General features: G+C 64.0%; 14 protein-coding genes. 9 read left to right on the forward strand and 5 right to left on the reverse strand.

Going from position 1 to position 20,557, the window contains the following annotated elements; translation table 11 throughout:
* Positions 1-20 precede the first annotated feature (20 nt).
* Positions 21-8,780 carry a peroxidase family protein gene (locus tag HPT29_RS15580; protein WP_173949184.1) on the reverse strand — a complete coding sequence of 2,920 codons (8,760 nt, stop codon included), beginning with the start codon at positions 8,778-8,780 and terminating at the stop codon, positions 21-23.
* Between the two features lie 420 nt (positions 8,781-9,200).
* Here HPT29_RS15580 and HPT29_RS15585 point away from each other — a divergent pair, with 420 nt between their 5' ends.
* Entirely contained in the window at positions 9,201-9,518 is a 318-nt protein-coding gene (locus tag HPT29_RS15585) for a hypothetical protein (RefSeq protein WP_259060067.1), read from the forward strand.
* A gap of 37 nt (positions 9,519-9,555) precedes the next feature.
* Here HPT29_RS15585 and HPT29_RS15590 read toward each other — a convergent pair whose 3' ends face one another.
* Together HPT29_RS15590 and HPT29_RS15595 are read right to left on the reverse strand one after the other, a co-directional pair.
* Positions 9,556-10,191, reverse strand: coding sequence for a response regulator (locus HPT29_RS15590; RefSeq protein WP_173949182.1), 636 nt, complete (start codon positions 10,189-10,191; stop codon positions 9,556-9,558).
* A complete protein-coding gene (locus HPT29_RS15595) occupies positions 10,184-11,560 on the reverse strand; it encodes a sensor histidine kinase (RefSeq protein WP_173949181.1) in 1,377 nt (458 codons plus the stop codon). The genes HPT29_RS15590 and HPT29_RS15595 overlap by 8 nt, the downstream gene beginning before the upstream one ends.
* A 438-nt stretch (positions 11,561-11,998) precedes the next feature.
* Here HPT29_RS15595 and HPT29_RS15600 point away from each other — a divergent pair, with 438 nt between their 5' ends.
* Entirely contained in the window at positions 11,999-12,751 is a 753-nt protein-coding gene (locus HPT29_RS15600; protein ID WP_173949180.1) for a LuxR C-terminal-related transcriptional regulator, read from the forward strand.
* Between the two features lie 67 nt (positions 12,752-12,818).
* Here the strand turns inward: HPT29_RS15600 and HPT29_RS15605 are convergent, their stop codons facing one another.
* Complete coding sequence (locus HPT29_RS15605; RefSeq protein ID WP_173949179.1) at positions 12,819-13,070, reverse strand: hypothetical protein; 252 nt, start codon at positions 13,068-13,070, stop codon at positions 12,819-12,821.
* A 188-nt stretch (positions 13,071-13,258) separates the two neighbouring features.
* Between HPT29_RS15605 and HPT29_RS15610 the strand changes: the two genes are divergently transcribed.
* From HPT29_RS15610 to HPT29_RS15640, 7 genes are all read left to right on the forward strand, one after another.
* The gene (locus HPT29_RS15610; RefSeq protein ID WP_173949178.1) at positions 13,259-13,927 is read left to right on the forward strand and encodes a transglutaminase-like cysteine peptidase; all 669 of its coding nucleotides are present in this window, start codon (positions 13,259-13,261) and stop codon (positions 13,925-13,927) included.
* A 172-nt stretch (positions 13,928-14,099) separates the two neighbouring features.
* Complete coding sequence (locus HPT29_RS15615; protein WP_173949177.1) at positions 14,100-14,261, forward strand: hypothetical protein; 162 nt, start codon at positions 14,100-14,102, stop codon at positions 14,259-14,261.
* Positions 14,262-14,351: 90 nt separating this feature from the next.
* A complete protein-coding gene (locus tag HPT29_RS15620) occupies positions 14,352-14,510 on the forward strand; it encodes a hypothetical protein (RefSeq protein ID WP_173949176.1) in 159 nt (52 codons plus the stop codon).
* Between the two features lie 704 nt (positions 14,511-15,214).
* A complete protein-coding gene (locus HPT29_RS15625) occupies positions 15,215-16,120 on the forward strand; it encodes a calcium-binding protein (RefSeq protein ID WP_173949175.1) in 906 nt (301 codons plus the stop codon).
* Between the two features lie 629 nt (positions 16,121-16,749).
* Positions 16,750-17,757: a sensor domain-containing diguanylate cyclase gene (locus HPT29_RS15630; protein WP_173949174.1), complete on the forward strand. Its 1,008-nt coding sequence runs from the start codon at positions 16,750-16,752 to the stop codon at positions 17,755-17,757.
* 182 nt (positions 17,758-17,939) lie between these two features.
* Positions 17,940-18,251 (forward strand): hypothetical protein, encoded by a 312-nt coding sequence (locus HPT29_RS15635; RefSeq protein WP_173949173.1) that lies wholly within the window; start codon positions 17,940-17,942, stop codon positions 18,249-18,251.
* Positions 18,252-18,439: 188 nt separating this feature from the next.
* Entirely contained in the window at positions 18,440-19,648 is a 1,209-nt protein-coding gene (locus tag HPT29_RS15640; RefSeq protein WP_173949172.1) for a polysaccharide lyase family 7 protein, read from the forward strand.
* 38 nt (positions 19,649-19,686) lie between these two features.
* Here HPT29_RS15640 and HPT29_RS15645 read toward each other — a convergent pair whose 3' ends face one another.
* On the reverse strand, positions 19,687-20,013 hold the full coding sequence (locus HPT29_RS15645; protein ID WP_173949171.1) for a hypothetical protein: 327 nt from the start codon (positions 20,011-20,013) through the stop codon (positions 19,687-19,689).
* Positions 20,014-20,557: the final 544 nt, after the last annotated feature.

Consider the following 20,557-nt stretch of genomic DNA (forward strand, 5'->3'; position numbering starts at 1 on the left):
GCGATCTCAGGTCAACCTCATCAGAAGATGAAGTCGCTGTTGTCGAGATCGGATGCGGTGACGCCTTTCAGGACCAGGATGTCGGAGCCGTGGTCGATCACGGTGTCATGGCCGACCTGGGTCAGGTGCAGGTCCGACAGTTTGTCCACCCCGGAGAGCCGGCTCGCGTCGATCCTGTCGTGGTCAGCGCGGAAGTCGGTGACCACGTCGCGGCCGCCGCCCCGCTCGAACACGAAGGTGTCCTGGCCCGAGCCGCCGGTCAGCCTGTCGTCGCCCGACCCGCCCCGGAGCACGTCGTTTCCGGCGCCTCCGGAGAGCTTGTCGCGGCCCGAGCCGCCGAGGAGCATGTCGTCGCCCGTCATGCCCCTGAGCACGTCGTGGCCTGCTCCGCCCTTCAGGACGTTGTCGCCGGCATTGCCCGTCAGGGTGTTGTCGAGACGATTGCCCGTGCCGTTGACGTCGGCCGTTCCGGCCAGGACCAGCTTCTCCACGTGGGTGCCGTTGAGCGAGTAGGACACGCTGCTCCTGACGGTATCGACACCCTGACCGCTGCGCTCGATCACCCGGTCGCCGCCATGGTCGACGACGTAGACGTCATTGCCTCTGCCGCCTTCCATCCGGTCGATGCCGGCGCCGCCGTCGAGACGGTCATTGCCGTCGCCGCCGTGGAGCTTGTCGCGACCGTCACCGCCGTAGAGCCTGTCGTGGCCGCGACCACCCTCCACCCGGTCGTCGCCTTCGCCGCCCCGGAGTGTCTCGCTGCGCGAGCCGCCCTTGAGGACGAGGTTGGCAGGCGCCTCGGGTTGAGCAGGAGAGGCCGGGATCGGGTCGCTCGGGATGACCGGATCCACCGGCGGCTGAGGCTGGGTCGGAGCCTCGGGCTGCGTCGGGTTTTCCGGGTTGGCCGGCGTCTCGGGCTGCACCGGAGTTCCCGGGTCCGCCGTCACCGAGGTCTCGGCCAGGGTGGGCTTACGTCCCGCCTCGCACCGGAAAGTCACCCGGTGGACGCCCGACGTGATCGTGGTCGTCCCGTCCTCGTGCTCCTCCCACTCGTACTCGTCCGCCTTGCGGCCGGGTTCGAGCTCGATCACATCCTGCTCCCGCAGCGTGCCCACGATGGTGTCGTTGCCGCCGTGGGAGCGGAACACGATCCGGTGCGCCGAGGTGAGCTGCGAGATGTCGATGGTGTCGTCATCGCCCGTTCCGTTCACCGTAATGGTGTTGAGCGCCAGGCTGGTTCCCGTGAAGTTGCCGATGATCTGGACCGTGTCGTTCCCGCCGGCATTGCCGCCGACCGGACCGCCCGGCACCGTAACCTCGCGGGTCCCGATGATGATCTCCTCGATATTGTCGAGTTCCGCCATGACCGAGGTGTTGCCGTTCACCGTGCGGGTGATCACGATCTCCGTCGTCGCCTTGAGGTCGAGGATGTTCGCCGCGACCGCAGCATCGCGGGAATAGACCCGGAACGTCTCGGACAGGGCGTTCCCGTTCACGTCGAAGGTGTCGACACCATCACCGCCGTCGACGAAGTCGCGCCCGTCCTGCGACGTCTCGAATGTGACGCCGAAGATCGTGGTGGACGTCGCGTTCCACACGATGGTGTCGTTGCCGCCACCCGCCAGGATCGTGTCGTTGCCCGTACCGCCGTCGAAGATGCTGGCGGTGCCGTCCCCGATCAGGATGTTGTTTCCTGCCGTGCCCTCGATCGGGCTCGCGTCGCGGGTGACCGTGACGTTGGCCGTATCGGTGCGGACCGGGCTGCCGCCGTCGCTGACCGTGTAGGTGAATGATCCACCCGCGTTACCGGTGTCCGTGAAGGTCACGGAACCGGGATTGGTCGTCAGCGACAGGCTGCCGAGGCCGTTCGCATTGCTCAGACCCGTGATATCCAGAGCCGGACCGTCCGGATCGGTGTCGTTCGACAGGAGGACCCATTCCGGAACCACGATCGGACCGTTCACGATGTTCGTAATAATGGTGTCGTTGTTCGCGTTGACCGGATCGTTGACCGCTACCACGTTGACCGTGGTCGTGGCGACGTTGCTGTCTAAGAGACCGTCGTTCACCGTCACCTGGATCACGCGGCTGCCCGCCACGGGATTGTTCGAGTTGTTGTCGAATGTCACCGCCTGGATGGCCCGCTGGTAGGCAGCCAGCGAGGCTGTGCCCGTCAGGTTCACGGTGATCCTGCCGGCCACCGATGTGTCCACGTTCGCCGAAATCCCCGCAGGCAGCGTGCCGACGTCGAGGTCGTCCCCGGCCTGGGCATTGGTGAGCACGATCCGGGCCGACACCATCTGGGCAGCGTCGTCGACGATGCCCGGATTGTTCGCGATCGCCACGGCCGCGCCGCCTTCGGTGAAGGACGCCGCATGATTGACGGTCGGAGTGGCCGCCGGGAGCATGACGCTGACCGACAGGTTGTCGATGTTGACGAACTCGTTGTTCGCGTTGATGTCCGACGCCACGAACCGGATGGCCGCGCCGGCCGTGAATGGACCGGTGATGTCGAAGCCCCGATTCCCGCCGTTGGTGTTCCCGGTGATGGTTTCGACCAACATCCAGGTCGAGCCGTCCTTCGAGAAATAGACCTCGACCTGCTCGCCGTTGTCCAGACCCTGCTCGGCGACCGAGTAGGTCAGCCGGGCCGAGGCGACACCCGCAAGGTTGAGACCGCGCTGGATGCTGGCACCGTCACCCTGGTCGAACCGCAGGGCGCCGTTGTTGATCTGGATTTGCCCGTTGGTCGAGGTCGCGCTGCCGTCATCACTGGTCTCGACCCAGTTGCCTGTCCAAGCGCGGCTACCATCGTTCCGGGCATAGGATCCGGAATTGAAGGTATCGGCGAAGTTGCCGCCGGGATCGAAGGCGTGGAGAGTCAGCTTCGGCGGGGTCACGCTCACCTCGCCGTCGGCGAAGCGCAGCTTCTCGATGTTGAACAGGCGGTCCGTCCCGTCCGAGGCCCGGTTGTTGCCCGTGGTCGGATCGGTCTCGACCGTCACGGTCACGTGCTGAACGGTGATGCTGCCATCGGCATTGCTCGTGATGGTGTAGTTGGCCCGCAGGTCGCCGTACACCGCCACGTCGGTCGCCGTGTTGTTCAGATCGCCGTCGACGATCTCGCGGACGATGCTGAGCTGACCCGGGTTCAGGGTCGCGCTGAGCATCAGGGCGTCCAGGGTCTTGCCGCCGAACTGGGCCGCGGCATTGGCCACAGGAGCGCCGTAGGCGTACTGGGATTCCAGGTAGACCTTGCCGGTCATGCCGTCCGCCGTGTAGGCCACGCCGTCCTTGACGATCCGGATCCGTACGTTGAGCCACTTGTCACCGTCGATGATGTCGTCCCCGGCGAAGCCCTTGATGGTGTCGCTGCCGCCGCCGCCGAGGATGATGTCCGCGGCCTGCGAGGTGTCGAGCACGATCAGCTCGGGGTTTCCATCCTTATCGAGGACCGGGTTGCCCTGGGCGTCCACCACCGGGATGCGGGTGCGGTGCGCCACCAGTTCGGCAAGACCATTGATGAGCGAGACGTTCTTCTGCAGCAGGTCGTTCGAGAACGATTCGAGCGGAGAGTTCGGACCCGGGATGGCGGCCGTACCCGTGGCCTCCGCCCTGGTATTCACCGCCGCAACGCGACCGGTCAGGATGTCATTGTGCTTCCATCCGGACAGACCCTCGACGAGGTCGAAACGGTCGCGGAGGATGAATGCCTCCTGGTTGTCGAAGAGCGGGATGCCGAGGTCGGAATTCGCCGCGACGTTATCGCCCTTGTGAATGGCCCAGTCGAAGCCGGCCATGCCATTGTTGCGCTGGATACCCTCTGCCTGGAACATGATGTCATCGCCGGACTCGCCATCGTAGTCGGTATCGCTGGCGCCGCCGTTGAGAACATCGTGTCCGATAATGGTGGAGTTGAAGAACAGCTCCGAGTTCTCACCCGACAGGCTGTCGAAGCGCGGTCCGCCCTCGAGCCAGTCGTCACCCTCGTTGCCGAGCAGGGCATCGCCGCCGTCGCCGCCGAGGATGAAGTCGTTGCCTGTGCCTCCGAAGGCCTCCTTTCCGTCAGGCCCGGTAATGATGAAGTCCTGGCCCTGGTTGCCGAAGATCAGCGCGAGCCCGCTGCCGCCCTGGATAACGTCGTTGCCGCCCTCGCCATGCAGGAAGTCGGTCGCGCCGATGTCGGTGCCGGCGTTGGTGATGATGTCGTCGCCGTCGCCGCCATGGATGATGTCGACCCCGTAGCCGGCCTCGATGGTGTCGTTGCCTTCATAGCCCCAGACCGTGTCGTCACCTTCGCCGGCCACGATCAGATCGGCTTCGGACGAGCCGCCCATGACCACGTGGTCGCCGCCGTGGTAGATCAGAACGTCGTCGTCGCCGTCACCGTCGAGATCCTTGCGCACCACCAGCGGCGAGAGTGCCTGGAGAACCGGGTCGTCCCAGATTGGGTCCGCTCCGATCTGCTTCGACTTGATGATCTCGAGCGTGTGGTCGGGCGTGGAGAAGATGTTGCCCGGGAGCGCGGTCCGGCCCTCGTCGCCGAGGTCGGTGTTGCGCATGATGATGTCGGTCATCGAGTTGTTCTCGAGCTCGTTCAGGAGGTTGAGGCCCTGAACACGCGACAGGTAGTAGAACCGGTCGGCATCCTGGAGAGCCTCCAGCTGCGCCTCGAAGACGAACGCGAAGGTGGAGCCCAGCATGCCGCCGAAGTCCATCTTCTTCTCGGCGAGACCGCCCATCCAGAGATCGATGTCGTTGAGGCCCGAGTTCTCGGCGTTCCATACCCCCGTGCCGTTGAGGAACGCGAGCCGGTCGGCCGGTTCGCCGGTTCCGCCGAACACCAGCAGGGTCGCGGCGGCCCGCTTCGCCTCCATGGTGGTCGCCGCCTCGATCAGCGGGTGCTTGCCGTAGGCCGCGATGAAGTTGACGATCGACAGGGAGTTCTGGAGGTTGAGGGCGAAGTCGGTCCAGCTCACGTAAGGCTTGAGCTGGGAGTCCTGGCCGGCCATCTGGTAGAACTGCGCGCGCGCCTCGTTGAGGGTCGGCAGGCCGAGGTCACGGCCACGGGCGATGTTGAGCGCCGCGAGATCGAGCGGGATGCCGACGAGCTGGTTGCGCAGCACGTGGGTGATGAACTCGTCGATCTCATTGCCATGCTGGCGGGACATGCCGCGGATGATCGCGCCGGCGGCCTGCTCATGGTCCACCACCACGTTGCCGCTCGAGTCGGTCGCCCCGAAGGCGAGCGGGTTGAGGAAGCCGTCGAACAGCTTCATCGACACCTGCTGGCCGTTGACCGAGATCGTGTCGATGGTCTCATTGAGCATCGAGTGACCGAAGCGGTACACGGCCTGGGCGAACTCCGCGAAGATTGCCGGGTTGATGTCGACCGACGGCTCGAACACGAAGGCGTCCACGTCGGGCTGCATCTTGCGGGCGAATTCCTCGAAGACGAGGTGCTGGTACTCCATCTCGTTGGTGAAGCGGGCGGCCTGGAACAGGCGCTCGCCGTCCCATTTCAGCGCAGCCTTGCCAGCCTCGGTGGTCGGGACCGTCGTGACCGGAACGAGCAGCCACTCGTTCAGGAAGGTGAGATCGCCGCTCGAGAGCGCCAGGGATTTGACCTGGTCGACGAGGTGGTTGTGCTCCGAGTGGAAGACGTGGTGAATCGTGGTCAGGCCGACGTTCTCGTTGCCGCGGCCGTCACCCGTGATGTAGTGGGCGTCGAGCAACTCGTTGTCGTAGGCGGTGTTCGAACCGCGCGAGTTGACGAGGTTGGTCGTGGAGCCATCGGCATTGGCGTAGCCGACGCCGGCGTCACCGTCCTTCTGAAGGGCCCCGCCGACAAGGACAGGCACCGCCGCGTGGGCGATGTCGTCGAGGAAGGCATGGCCGGTGAGAACCGCGTTCGCGAGGCTCACCGGAGAACCCGGCGTGCCCGAGACCACGATGTCGTCGGAGGTGTTCGGGACTCCGTCTGCACCGATCCCGACGATCACCTGCGCGAAGCCGGTCTGCGGATGCGGGATGAAGTTGCCGTAGGGGTCCGTGCGCAGCAGCGGGACGTTGGTGACATTGGCGTCGGTCAGGTCGATGCCGAGCATGATTCGGGCCTGCTCCTTGACGTCCGCCCAGGTGGCGAGGCCCCGGTCGCCGTCGAGCAGCTTGCCGGTGGCGACCGTCTTGCCGTCGGGACCCGTGGTGTACTCGCGCAGGAAGACCTGATGCGAGGCATGCGACGTGTAGGTCTGGTTCTGGTCGACCCACGGGGTGGTCAGGTTCGTGTTCTCGCCGTCCGGCGTGGCCGCGCGGGTCAGCACCATGAAGTTCGTGTGAGGCGTCGCCGGGTTGTAGAGCGGATCATCCGGAGACAAGGGGATATAGACCGTTCCGCTGCCGCCCTTGGCGATCAGGTCGAGGCCGTGATCGAAGAACTGGCCGAACAGGGTGAACAGCGAGTTGTAGGGGGCCGAGTCGCCGATGTCGGGCGAGACGTTCGGGATCAGAACGGTAGTGCCGTCCATCTGAATGCCCAGCTGGGACAGGAGATTGGACAGCGCCGTCTGCGCCACCGTGACGCCCTGAGCGGCTCCCTGCGCGTCGGCAAGGGCGGCCTCGGCCGTGGTCAGTGCCGTCGTGGCGGTCGCCACACCGGTCTGCGCGGTGCTGACGGCGGCAGCCGATTCGTCCGCAGTCGCGCGGGCCTCGGCCTCGGCGGCCTGGCTCGCCGTCAGGGCCTGCTGGGCGGCCGCGTAGTCGGCATTCGCTTCCACGAGCTGCGCGCTCATGAAGTCGTACACCGCCTGCGCGTCATTCAGAGCGTCCTCCGCGTTGGCGAGCGCCGCAACCGCGGCTTGGTGCGCCTGCTGGTGGGCGGTCAGCTGCTGCTGCGCCGCTGTGACGGCAGCCTCGGCGTTCGCCAGGGTGGCGGTTGCCGCTGCCACGTCGCCCTCGGCAGTCTCGACCGTCGCGGTGGAGAGGCCGACCTGCGCGAAGGCTGCATCGACCGCAGCCTGGCTGTCGTCGAGAATCTGCTGGGCGGCAGCAACGTCGGCGAGTGCTTGAGCGTAGGCGTCGCTCTGCTCGTTGAGGCCATCCAGCACGGCCTGTGCCTCCTGCAGCGCTGTCTGGGCGAGATCGCGTGCGTTCACGGCCAGCTGATAGGCGGATTCGTCGGCCGCCAGCTGCGCCTGGGCTGAGGTCAGGGCCGTGTTGGCGCCGGTCAGGGTGGTGTTTGCGGCGTCGACGATCGCCTGGGCTGCATCGGCAGCATCAGCGGAGGCATCAGCCGTCGTGCGAGCGGCAACTTCCGCATCCTGTTTCAGCTGCAAGTCTTCCTGTGCGGCGAGGTAGGCGACATTCGCGTCGTTGAAGGCCTGCATTTCCGTCGGAAGCACACCCCCCTGAATGATCGCGCTGTAGTGAGCCAGGGCCGCGTCGTGCGCCTCCTGGGCAGATTCGAGATCGGCCAGAGCCGTCTCGTGCAGCGCCTGATCGGCATCGGCCTTGGCCTGAAGCGGCGCAAGCGCGGCCTCCGCATCCGCGAGCGCGGTCGTCGCGTTCGCCACGGCGGTCTCCGCCGCCTCGATCGCCGCATTGGCGACCTCGATCTTTGCGAGCGCTGCGTCCACGGCCGTCTGGCTGTCCACCAGGATCTGCGCGGCAACCGCGACATCGGCCTCGGCCTCGGCGATGGCCGCGTCGAGATTGTCGGCGCCGCTCGCGATCAGACCGTCAAGAACCTCCTGCGCGGCATCCAGTGCCTGCTGGGCGGCATCGCGCACGTTCACGGCGGTTGCGTAGGCCGCGTTGTCCGCAATCAGGTCGGCTTGAGCATCGGCGAGCGTAGCCTCAGCGGCAGCCTTCGCCGTCGTGGCGAGGGTCACGGCGCTTTCAGCGGCGGCGAGCGCGGCAGTCGAGAGCACCACCTGGGCTTGGGCCGCATCAGCGGCAGCCTGCCCCTGGTTCATGACCTGCTGGGCGGCGATGAGGTTGAGGCTGGCGATTCCGAGCGTATCGCCCATGGCCTCGTAGACAGCCTTCGCGTCGTTGAACGAGGCCTGGGCGGCGGCGAGGTTCGCCACAGCCGAGGCATGCGCGGCCTGATGCGTCGTAGCCTGCGCCTGCGCCTGGCCGAGGGTAGCCTGGGCCTGGGCAAGGGCGGCCTCGGCCGCATCGACGGCCGCCTGAAGGCCGGGGATGGCGCCCGGTGCGCTTCCGGCTTCCGCCTGCGCCTGTGTGATCGCCGCGCGGGCCGCCTGGATCTGCTGGATGGCAGTGAGCTGGGCGGCGCCCGTGATCCCGGCATAGGTCAACGCCGCGCTGATGGCGGCGGGATTGTTCAGCGTCTGGTCGGCGATGAGGTTCGAGATCAGACGCGGGTCGGCGTCGACGACGGTGCCCGGCGGCAGCATCGGCGATCCCGTCGACGATCCGGGCGCATAGTTGTTGTTCGTCAGCCACACCGGATTGGCCGGGGTGCCGAACATCATGCGGTCGTCGCCCTCGTTCACGTACTGGGGCGGAGTCATCACCGGAAACGGCTGATCGGCGGCGCCCCAGGTCTCGCGTCCCTCGACGAGGTTGTTGTAGCTGCCGTCGACCGTGCGCAGCCCGTACGGAAGCAGGAAGGCCTGGGTCGGCGTGGTGGCCGCGTTCGGATCGAGGCCTCCGGCCTCGGCCACGAGATCGCGCAGGTCCTCGCCGGCGGCATGGCGCTCGGCGATCTTGATCTGCTTCAGGATGAATTCGAGGTCGTGCTTGACGAGATTGACCATGACGCTTCCCCTTGCGTGGGCCCTGCCCACATTGCTGTTCCTCTGTGCATTGCCGCGACCCGGGCCCTTGGCCACAGGTCCGCAACTTGACTGAGAGTGTCGAGCAAGGCCGGGAACGCCGCATCGGATGAAGGGGCAACGAATCTTGAGTCATTGGTCCGAGGTCATGACCGACTTGGGTCCAGTCGGCATGGTCCAATGGCCAGGGACCGCACTGGTCTAAGGTCTGACCCACCCTCGAAGGGATCGGTGCTGCGTTATCCTCATGGGTAGGATGAGGGATCGTTGGGATGGGACCCCACCCGAGAGGAAAAAACTCTGATTAGAGTTGCGCGCTCACTCACGGGACGCGTCGACAACATGCATGAGAACGGCTTCTTTCCGATCAAACATTTCAGCCAGCGCGTCCAGGAGAGCATCTTGGAGGCGTTCGATGGCCGCTGCCCGTCGATGTCCGAGCTCGCGCAGCTGCCTGATCTCTTCCTGCTGACGCTTCCCGGCTTCGGGCCGAAGACGCTTCGGAAGATTCGGGCCCTGACCGTCGAGATCCATACATCGCCGGGCAGCGCACGGACCGGTCCTGGTCGGCCCCTGCGAGCGGAGCTCGATCGGCTCCGACGAGAACTGGGAGATCTGCGGGACGAGTTTGAGCATCGGCAATACGATCTACGACGCCGGCTTGACCTGATCTCGACCGAGCTGATGGTTCATGGGTCTGCACTCGAACGCAAGGCCTGAATCGATCGTGCACGCCTCGTGGCGCCTGCCAGGCGCTTCAGGCCTCGCCCCATTCCTGCTTTGCGAGAAGCGCCGCCTCGACACGATTTCTGACGTTGAGTTTCTTCAGGATGTTGCCCACGTGGAACTTGACCGTCTTTTCCGTCACGGCCAGCCTGTCGCTGATTTCGCGGTTCGTGAGGCCTGCAGCGATGAGGCGCAGCGTGCGCTCTTCGCTCTCGGAGAGGGTCGAAAACGGCCTTGCTTCGGCCCGGATCCTGTTCGACAGCAGCCGGAGGGCGAGATTCGGAGAGATGAAGGACCCGTCCGTCTTCACGGTTTTCACGGCGTTGATCAGATCCGGTGCGTTGATCCCCTTGAGAAGATAACCGACGGCGCCCGCCTCGAGGGCACGGGTGACGGCATCGTCATTCTCTGATGCCGTCAGCATGACGATCTGGGGTGAAGCGGGAAGGTCGCTGATGGTTCGGGCAGCTTCGATACCATCTCCGGGCATCGAGATGTCGAGCAGGATCAAATCAGGCCTGTGCACTCGTGCCAGCTCGATCGCGTCCGCCGCGGAAGCGCCCTCTCCCACGACCTCGATCATGTCGTCAAGCATGAGCGCCCGGATCACCCCTGCCCGCAACATCGAATGGTCGTCCACTACCGCGACCCGCAATCGCTCAATCATCGTGCTCCTCGCCCGCAATCGTGACGTTCATTTCAATTCGGGTTCCGCCAACCGTGCGGCGTGTGATTTGGAAGACGCCGCCGAGGCTCTCGACCCGGTCGCGCAGGCCGACCAGTCCCAGGCCGGGCTCAGGAATCGCTAGGCTGCTTCCGAGGTCGCGCCCATCGTCCTGCACGGCCAGGATCAATTCAGCTCCATCCAGCCGGCAGGAGACGGCCTGACCATTGCCGCCAGCATGCCGGAATGCATTGTTGAGGCCCTCCTGCAGGAAACGATAGGCGCAGATCTTGAGCGCGTGCGTGAGCGGACGCGAAACGTCATCGCAGTCGACCGTCACGTTGGTGCCGGTGCGCAGCTCGTGATGCGACACCACCCGCTTCACGATCTCCGGAAGCGGGAGGCGTTCGATCTCAGGCAGCATCAGACCCTTGGACGTCGTTCGGACCTCCCGAAGAGCATCCGAGAGCACCGATTCCAGAGCTTGAAGCTCCTCCTCGCGCCTCTCCGGCGTCTTGGCTCTCCGAACATGCTCGACCGCGAGCGCCGCCAGACCGATCAGCTGAGCGGGGCCGTCGTGCAGTTCGGCGCCGATCCTGCGCAGGTAGTTCTCCGTCAGCTCCGCAACCCGGCCCGAGGCGCGCTCGGCACGCTCCTTGAGGATCTGGTTATGCCGCGAGGATTGCTCGATTTCGATCAGGCGCGCGCCCAGTTGACGTTGCTGCGAGAGGATGAGCCTGTTGCCTCGATACACGATCCCGAACAGACCAAGCATGATGAGCGCGGTAGCGCAGGCAACCGCAACCCAGCTCTTGAGCCGCAGCCACCGCAGCTCATGGTCGAGACCGACGGGGTTTTCATGGATCTCCGCGACGGCAATGACGCGGCCGGAATGGTGCTCGCGGATCGGAACGTAGATTTCTAGATATTTGGTGTTCCATCCCCGAACCGTGTGCTCGCTGGCATCCAGGTTCGCGTACTGGGCGGAGATTTCACCCTTCAATGCGGTCGTCAGCCCGTCGGGGGGTGCGAATTGTCGCCCGATCAGATCCGGTGTGGTCGAATAGGCCACGACACCGCCATTCTTCCAGATCTCGAGATGCGGGAACCGCTGCCTGAAGAGATCTCCTCCGAGCAGGCGATCCAGTTCGCTTCTCGTGGAATCTGGCAGAACCTCCTCGGCCGCCAGCGGCTGGGCGAGCGGCGAGATGAAGCTGTCCATCAGGAGAGCAGTGGCCGAAGCGGTATTCTCGATCGTCGTTCTCGTGGCATGCTCCGACACGAACAAGCCGGCCGCAATCATGGCCACGAACATGATGACCCCGCCCGTCACCACGAACTGGCGCGTCAAGCTCAACGTCGACGGGGTCACGCTCCCCCGCCTGATCCACGCTGTCGGTGCCAACTCGGACACGATCGCCCCAAACTCAAGCAGTAAGAGATTACCAGGGACGGCAATACTTACAATCGACCTCATACCAGCAATAATCAATACTTTAGTCCAGACCTGTCCGCCTCATTTCGAGATCTCCGGCAGATAAAACTCCAATAAGATTAATATCGCGGCCGTCTATATGCATCGAAGAGACCGCTCTCTCATACAGTTACTTCATAACACAAGCGTTCCTAGGCGGCCGCGTCCACTATCGAGCGCTCCTGCCCCGGTTACCTCTATGGGATTACGTCTTTCTGAACCCTCCCTAGCCCGTTCGGCCCTGGGACTCGCCTTTCGCCGGTCGCTACTTTTCAAGGGTGCGCATCCAGGACGGTCCGTCCCATCCGATAGTCCAAGCTGCGCGGGGGGTTTTCGATGTCATTCGTTTCGCTCGCCTTGGTCGATGATCATCCGATCATCATCGAAGGTCTTACGCATGTGCTCGGATCACAGGGTCTTTTCGACGTCGTGGCTACCGGCTGCACGTCCCGCGACGCGCTCAGCATCGCGCAAATCCATCGGCCCGCCGTGATGATCCTGGATCTGTCGAAGCAAGGAAGCACTGCCGCCACGATCGCCGAGATCAGATTGAAGCATCCGAGCATCAAGACTCTCGTCTTCACGGCAGAACTCAGTGTGCAACGGGCCATCGACGCTTTCGCCGCCGGGGCAACAGGTTACGCCTCGAAATCCTGCTCTTTAGAGGAGCTTTCCCGTGCGGTCAGGATCGTGGCCAACGGCGAGGCCTATGTGTCCCCGACACTCGCGGCATCGGTCAACTCCGCGCTCCGGAGCGCCTCCGTGGCCAGGACTGCCGTGCCAGCCCCCACGCTGAATGCCCGCGAACACCAGATCGTCCGGCTTCTTCTCGACGGCAAAACCAACAGGGAGATCGCCTCCGGCCTGGGCATCACCGAGCGAACCGTCAAGCATTACATGACCGTGCTGATGCACAAGCTCAACGTCCGAAACCGCGTCGAGGCGGTGATTGCAGCCCAGAACCTCAGCCGCGACGCGGCCGAGCGTTCGGTCTCCAGAGCAAGCGACGTCCGCGCCAGGCCCCCCCGGTCCGTGGCTGCCCCCCGGTCAGGCCTTCCTGACGCTTTGGTTCAGGGGCGCTTCTCCTAGACCTGCACGCCCGGTCACACCCGTGATCCCCGGGTCGGCGCCGTCGAAGGACAAGGACGTCGCGCTGTCAGCGGGCTTGATCCAACCGGGTCCGGATCAGGTCCAGCAGCTCGTCGTCGGAGGCTCTCCGCTCCCAGTCGCCGGACAGTTCGAGCCTGACGGATTGTGCGCCGCCCGAAGGGGTGCAGACCACCTGAAAGGCGTCGGCTTTCCCGTCGACCCGAGCAGCCTCCTGCTTCTCCGGATCCTTGCCGAGACCTGAGAAGGCCTGGATGCAGGTCCACATGATGCCATCGGGATCGGTGACTTCGCGAGGCATGGCGCCGTCCGCTCCTGATTCGCTGTCGAGCCTCGACAACGGCGGATGTGCGGTAACGTTCCGACCGGCCGCTCGCGCAGCGGCGCCGTTGCGGCCCGTTAACCTTTGCTTAACTTTAGCCTTGAGCGCTGCCGGCGCGCCGTGTCAGGTTTGATGAACAAATCCTTAACGGCATTTCGGTGGGGGCAATGCGGCGATCTCTCTTCGAGCTTCTGGGCATTCGGCCATTTTCCAGGCTCACGATCCGGTTCGCCGCTGTCTGCGCCGCTCTGACCGTCCCGGCCGCAGCAGCCCAGGCGCAGACGCAGACCGGAAGCATCCTGCCGACCATCACACAACCTGTCGCCAAAGTAGGAGCCGCCAAGCCGATCATGGGCTGGGTCCGCTTCTGCGAGCAGAATCCGTCCGAATGCACGGTCGATCTCTCCGAGCCAGCCATCATCGAGCTGACCGCGAAGAATTGGCAGGTTCTCAACCGGGTCAACCAGCAGGTCAACGCCGCCATCAAGGCCAAGTCCGATTTCGACCATTGGGGCATTGAGGACATCTGGGACTTCGCCGAGGACGGCTACGGCGATTGCGAGGACTACCAGCTCCTCAAGCGCAAACGCCTCGTCGAGGCCGGCTTCCCGCACCGGGCCGTGCGGATGACAGTCGTGATCGACGAAGACGGTGCCGGCCACGCGGTCATGATGGTGCGCACCAATCGCGGCGACTTCATCCTCGACAACAAGCGCAATGCCGTCCTGCCGTGGCACAAGACCGGCTACACCTACATCAAGCGCGAAGGCGACGAGGGCTTGGCCTGGGCGTCTCTCGGTGGCCGGACCTCACCGACCATGACGGCGAACCAGTAGAAGGAACGGGCTCGCACCCGTCGCAAAGGCGGCCGCGGCATTGCACGGGAGGATCGCGCCGCCTTCTGCGGCGGCGTTCCATTGACTTGCCGCGGGCAGAGTTCCAGAGTCGCGGCCCGGCGCTACGTCCGTGCTGGTCGCCCGTGCGATCCGCCAGTCGATGGAGATTCCGTTGATCACTGGACGCCCTTGGTACGATCTGCCCATCGTCATCATCCTTGGGCTGGTGATCGGGCTCGCGTTCGGTGAGTTCGCGAAGTTCCTTTCGGCCCAGCCGCCCTCCACGGCCGCCCCGGCCCCGCACAAGAGAGAGCGCCCTCCTGGGACGCCTTAGGAGAGCGTCCTCGATCGCTACCCCTTTCGGGAGATAGGCAATACCGTTGCGGCGTGGTACTGACGCGGAGTCGGTTTGCGGGATGCGTCCATGTCCACGAAGCACAGCGAGAATGCCGGAACCAGCTGGCGCGAGATCAGGCTCATCATCGTCCTTGGAACGTTGATCGGGATCACGTTCGGCTTCGTGACGTACGTGCTCACGCCGGAACCCTTGATCGTCGTGGCGAAATCGAAATCACGTCCCTGACGCCTTTGCCGTCTCGGCCCGCTCCACACATGAAAAATTCCGTGAACGGACAGCTTTTGTTCGGAACTGTCGCGTACCCGACAGACACGGGAGCAAGAGGCGGCTAAAGCAAGGCAACCGGCCTTGATTTGCCCCTACGGGTCGGAACTTGGAGCGCCCTGGAAGACGGGCGCTCTCCTTTTACCGGCCCTTTGCAGGCTTCCCTGCCGGCCCCCCCAAGCATCTCCATCACGACGAATGGCCCGCGCGCGACTGCGCGCCGGGGTTGCCGGTCACCATGACCGCCACGACGGCGAAAGAGGTCACGGCGCCTGCAACCTCGTCACCCAGGCGGAATACACACCGACCTGTTCCGTACGGGCGCTGATGCAGCCGATCTCGTTCGCCCCAGAATGAAAAGCCCGTGCGCAGCCAAGTCGCGGGCGGCTGACAATATGCGTACGGCCTAGTTGCCCTGATGAGCAATGCAGACGCTACTGCTAAGCAACAGTTTGATGATTTTTGCACTGCGATAATACTTTTTGTCTAGGAACAAAGGATTACGCGAATAATTCATAGCTGATGGAAGCGATAAGAATGAGCCTGTTCTTAGAATAGCCAACCACGGGATGACATAACCTTGGCCTTGGACAGGCTTGCCCTTATCCATCGTTTTCTTGTTCGTTATGCGTTTCCATATAACCTTCACAGCAGGACCATGACCGATGCCCATTTTCGACGGAACGGCAGGAAACGACAGAATTGGCGGCACCAGCAACTCTGACACAATCAATGGATTGGCAGGCGATGACATTCTCCTTGGCCTGCTGGGTCGGGACAACATCTTCGGAGGCGATGGCTTCGACCGCATCGATGGACAGGACGGAAATGACTTTCTCAGCGGCGGAAGCGGGATCGATTTCATCGCAGGCGGCGACGGCAGAGACCGGATCTTCGGCGATGACGGCGCCGATCAATTGATTGGTGAGTTCGGCAACGACACGATCTTCGGCGGCTTGGGAGACGATTATGCGGCCGGCAATCCGGGCAATGACCAACTCTTCGGCGAAGACGGCAACGACTTCTTGGTCGGCGAGAGTGGACGGGACCTGGTCTACGGACAAGCCGGCGATGACTTCGTCGCCGGGGGTGACGACAACGATACCGTCAGCGGAGGCGACGGCGAGGATCTCGTCGACGGCGATCGTGGCAACGACGCCCTCTCGGGCAACGCCGGATCCGATGTGCTCTTCGGCGATCGCGGCGATGATGTGCTCAATGGTGGATCCGGCACCGACGCCCTCTGGGGTGGCCTTGGAGCTGACAGGTTCGTTCTCCGCAACCTGACCGACACGGGCACCACTGGGGCCGATGCCGACTACATCGGAGACTTTTCGTACGGCGGAGGCGATCGCCTCGACCTGCGAAGCATCGATGCCGATGAGGGACAATCCGGGAACCAAGCTTTCACCTTCATCGGCACGGACGCTTTCACGGAGGCGGGGCAACTTCGATTCAGCGTCAGTGGCGGCGACACGTACATCGCGCTGAATACCGATGCGGACGCGGATGCGGAAGCTGTGATCCACATCGAGCAGTTGGGTGCGACTGCGAAATGGTTCCTGCTCTGAACGGGCGAACGCTGTCGCTCAGCGGTCACCTCCGGTCGGGGCGATGTCCGGCCGGCGGCTGAAACGATCCCTCTCATCAGGAGCGCCTCCTCGATAGGCGCTCCTGCCTCAGGAACGGCGTCACGGCAGAATTCTGCCGTCTGGCCCGACGCCGGGGCGCCGAAACGCAGGCACCTGCGACATCGCACGCCGGAGCGGCAGCCCGGCCTCTTCTCGAATTGCGTCAACCCTTTCGGGACCGATTGCCCAAAAATCCGGAAGTTCGCCTGTCTCCTGCGTCGCGGCGCGGCTTGTCGGGCCCCGCTCGTTACAGGGAGGGCTTCACAGAATCGTCCCACAAAGTCCGAAGCGAAGCCGCATTCCGGTCAAGGTTAATTTTTAGTTAACAGGCTCCCGTAGGGGCAAATACGGGCCGGGGCCGCGCCTGAATCTACGCAAAGGGACCAGGCGCGGCTACTTTTCCTCGTCGTCGATCGCCCATTCACCCAAACGCCGACAGGATCTGCGCAGGATCTTCGTCCCATCGGCCTCAGGAAGAACGGCGCGCGTGAGAGGTGGAACCTTTGCGGTAGCTGCGATATGAAAGCCTCTCTCGGTTTCTCCCCTCGTTGCCGGACTGGAACTCCAACGTGTTTGCCGTGCCTCCCCGGCCCTCCAATGAAGCAGAGCGGCTCGACTTTCTCTATTCCTGCGGAATCCTCGACACGCCGCGCGAGGATCGGTTCGACCGGATCACGCGGCTGGCGGCCCAGTTCTATGGAGCCGATGTTGCATTCCTCGGATTCATGGACGACCGGTACCAGTGGATGAAATCCATCCGCGGGGATGGCGTCGCGCCCTGGATCGAGCGAGACCGATCCATCTGCCAGCTCGTGATCGCCTCCGGCGAACCCTTGGTGATCGGCGACCTTGCGACGGATCCGCGCGTTGCCGGCCATCCGGTCGTTCCGCAGCTCCCCTTCCGGTTCTACGCCGGGGTTCCTCTCACGACCGAGGAGGGCGCCGCCGTCGCATCGCTCTGCATCCTCAAGCGCGAACCCGAGGCGGCGGAGGCCTTCGACCTGGCGCCCCTGGGAGATCTCGGCTCCATCGCCATGGACGAGCTCGAGCTTTGGCGGCGCAACCAGGAGCTGGAGCGGCTGGCGGAAACGGATGGCCTGACGGGGCTGGCCAACCGCCGCGCCTTCGATGCTGCCCTCGATCGCGCCTGGCGGCGGCGTCAGCGGACCGGACGCCCGGTGTCGCTGCTGATGCTCGATCTCGACCATTTCAAGCTGCTGAATGACCGCCGGGGACATCAGGCTGGAGACGAGACGCTCCGGCGCTTCGCCAGCCTCCTGGCGGAGGCGGCCCGGCGGCCGGACGACCTGGCGGCCCGTTACGGCGGTGAGGAATTCGCGCTGATCCTGCCCGACACGGACGAGGCCGGGGCCCTGCAGGTGGCGCGGCTGGTCCGGGAAACGCTCGCCTCGGCCGCACTCCCGCACCCGGGCGGGATCAACGGTCTCGTGACCGCCAGCATCGGAGTCGCGTCGGCAGGATCGGACAGTCCCGACAGCGCCGAAACCCTCGTGACGCGGGCCGATGCAGCGCTTTACCGGGCCAAGCAGACGGGACGCGACCGGGCGGTGAGTTAGCGACCGGCCCGACGGATCCGCTGTTGGGCGCTCTTGCAAGAGGCGGCACCTGCGGGGCGGCGTCGAGGCAGTGCCTCCGACGGGGTAGTACCTATCCCTTTTTTCTCTTGCGTCGCCTGAACGCACGGGGCTGTGGGCCGTTTGCTCACCAAGTCATCGTTGTTCAACTGCGTGAGTTCGGAATGCGTTTGTTGTCGCTTGCAGTGTTCACAGTCACCGCCCTCGTGTCTCTCGATGCCTCATCCGAGCCGGGAAACTGGGCCTCCAGCCCACAAGGCAAGGCGCGATGGGATGCTTGCTATCGGGAAACGAGGCTCAACTACAAGACCTACAATTTCTCGCTCGCCGATTATCGGCAGTCGATCAAGGCGGCGCGCCGGTCCCACATGAGGGAGTGCATGACCCGGGCGACTCCCCCGGCTCCCGTGCAGCTGGCCGTACCGACCGATCGGAACCCGGAGACGGCTCTGTCCAGTTGGGCGCGCAACCCATAGCCATCGACGGGCCGAGGCATCGCGCCGCCCGGACTGTCGGGTCGCGGCGATCCACCCCTCGGCCCATCAACGGGACCGGATGAGTATCAGGGTCGTTCCCGCGTCCCGGTAACCATCTCGGACGGAAGGACAGGCTGGAGACATCCTGATGCCGTAAGCTGCGGGCTTTCGGTATCGGTATCCTCTCCATGGCTCTCAACCCATCAGCTGCGCCAGGCAGCAATTTCGACCTGTCCGACTGGAAGATCGGCCTGCCTGTCGACAGCGCCGGCAGTTTCAAGGGCACATCGCGGGAGGTGAAGGCCCTCTCGGCTTACGAGCATCCGACCTATTTCCACACCGCTGCCGACGGAGCGATGACGTTCATGGCGCCCGTCGAGGGCGCCACCACGAAAGGCTCCAAGTTCGCCCGATCCGAACTGCGCGAGATGAACGGGTCGGAGCGCGCCGCATGGAGCCTTTCGAAAGGCGGCGTCATGACCGCAACGCTGAAGATCGATCACGCCCCGATCAAGTTCAACGGGACGCCCGGACGGATCGTCGTGGGACAGATCCACGGCCAGGACGAAGAACTGGTGCGTCTCAACTGGGAGAACGGCCGGCTCTATTTCGTCAATGATCAGGCAGGCCCTAACAACAGCGAAACCAAATTCTACTTCTACAATGCCGCGGGCAAGCAGCCGCAGGTGTCGCTGAACGAACGCTTTTCCTATACGATCAGCGCGAAGGCCGATCAGCTCGTCGTGACCGTCAAGGCCGACGGCCAGACCTACAAGTCGGTCAGCAAGATCAACAGCGTGTGGCAGTCGGACACGTTCTACTTCAAGGCCGGCGCCTATCTGGGCGTGAACGAAACGCAAGGGACCGGATACGGACAGACCTCGTTCTACGCCCTGTCGGTCTCGCACAAGGTCTCCGCGAAGGCGAACCTGCAGAAAACCGCCGCGGTGACGATCAAGGGCGGTTCGGGGAACGACACGCTGCACGGAAAAGCCGGCCACGACACCCTGTCCGGCGGATTGGGCAACGACGTTCTCTCCGGCGGCGCCGGAAAGGACGTGTTCGTGTTCGACTCGAAACCCGGGACAGCCGCAACGGGTCGCGGGGTCAATGTCGACACGATCACGGACTTCAAGCCCGGTCAGGACAGGATCTGGCTCGACAACAAAATCTTCAGCAAGCTCGGCAACGGCACGCTCTCGCAGCCCGTTCCACTGAAGGAAGCCTTTTTCACCCTCGGCTCCCAGGCGAAAGACAGGAACGACTACGTTCTGTACGACAGGACCTCAGGCGTCCTGTCGTACGATGCCGACGCATTCGGGTCCAAGGCGCCGGTCGAATTCGCACGGCTGAAGCCGGGAACGGTTCTAACCCATCAGGATCTGTTCGTTGTCTGAAGCCGGCGAGGCTGCCATCATCGGACAGGTCCGCCGGATCAATCGCGAGTGGCGGCCATCTCCTTCGTGCGCGCCCCCCCTTCGAGACGAAGCCTGCGCTCCAGATCCTCGACCTGCCTGGCGATGGCATTGAGGTTCGACCGGACGACGAACAGGTCCGACGCGGTGACTCCGGCCGAGCCGATCGGTTTGACCGGATCGGCTACGGGCTCCTGCTTCTGAGCCTTTTTGGCTGACCGCGTGTCTCCCATCATCCAGCGCCAGACGGCTCGAACAAGCCATATGAGCAGCAGGACCAGCACTACGCCGACAGCCAAAACGATGCCGAGCGTCACGGCAGAGCCGAGTTGATCGCTCCCGTCCATCATAACCCCCCAACCCCAGTTACAGGCCATCCCTAGAGCATCGGCCCCGAAAGTGGAATGCACTTTTGGAGCTGTCCAATGCCCCCGTCGAAAACTCTCGCAACGTCAGGAGAAAACTCGACCACGATGCTCTCCGGGATGGATCGCGACCGCGCGGCGGGAGCCGTTTCCGGACGTTCCGCGCGAGCCTATACTTTTGACGTACGTAGAAGCCGCAGAATTCGGCTTGCCGGAAGCGGGGAGCGTGAATAACCTCCCCCATCAAGAAAAAGGGCCGCAAGAATGCGGCCCGAAGTTTAGGGAGGAAACGCCCAAGAAGGGCGCGCAGGACGGTAACGCCAATCACCGTGCTGCATTGCAATAAAGTACTTTGTGCATCAAAAAGCAGCAAGCACAAATGGGCAGCTACGCTGCCTTTCTCTTTTTTGTGTAGCGCTCCTGCAACAGTGGCGATCCGCCGTCGCGACGGCCCCATCCGGACCGGGAGAACAAAGCACTGGCGGGATGGCCGACCCGGCTTCATAATCCAGGGCATGCGACCATG

This window comes from Microvirga terrae, from assembly GCF_013307435.2.
Lineage (GTDB): Bacteria > Pseudomonadota > Alphaproteobacteria > Rhizobiales > Beijerinckiaceae > Microvirga > Microvirga terrae.

What these genes read in the sequence shown, in the direction of transcription:
- HPT29_RS15580 (WP_173949184.1), bottom strand. Translation starts at nt 8,780, where the DNA reads ATGGTCAATCTCGTCAAGCACGACCTCGAATTCATCCTGAAGCAGATC.
- HPT29_RS15590 (WP_173949182.1), bottom strand. Translation starts at nt 10,191, where the DNA reads ATGATTGAGCGATTGCGGGTCGCGGTAGTGGACGACCATTCGATGTTG.
- HPT29_RS15600 (WP_173949180.1), top strand. Translation starts at nt 11,999, where the DNA reads ATGTCATTCGTTTCGCTCGCCTTGGTCGATGATCATCCGATCATCATC.
- HPT29_RS15605 (WP_173949179.1), bottom strand. Translation starts at nt 13,070, where the DNA reads ATGCCTCGCGAAGTCACCGATCCCGATGGCATCATGTGGACCTGCATC.
- HPT29_RS15610 (WP_173949178.1), top strand. Translation starts at nt 13,259, where the DNA reads ATGCGGCGATCTCTCTTCGAGCTTCTGGGCATTCGGCCATTTTCCAGG.
- HPT29_RS15620 (WP_173949176.1), top strand. Translation starts at nt 14,352, where the DNA reads ATGTCCACGAAGCACAGCGAGAATGCCGGAACCAGCTGGCGCGAGATC.
- HPT29_RS15625 (WP_173949175.1), top strand. Translation starts at nt 15,215, where the DNA reads ATGCCCATTTTCGACGGAACGGCAGGAAACGACAGAATTGGCGGCACC.
- HPT29_RS15635 (WP_173949173.1), top strand. Translation starts at nt 17,940, where the DNA reads ATGCGTTTGTTGTCGCTTGCAGTGTTCACAGTCACCGCCCTCGTGTCT.
- HPT29_RS15640 (WP_173949172.1), top strand. Translation starts at nt 18,440, where the DNA reads ATGGCTCTCAACCCATCAGCTGCGCCAGGCAGCAATTTCGACCTGTCC.
- HPT29_RS15645 (WP_173949171.1), bottom strand. Translation starts at nt 20,013, where the DNA reads ATGGACGGGAGCGATCAACTCGGCTCTGCCGTGACGCTCGGCATCGTT.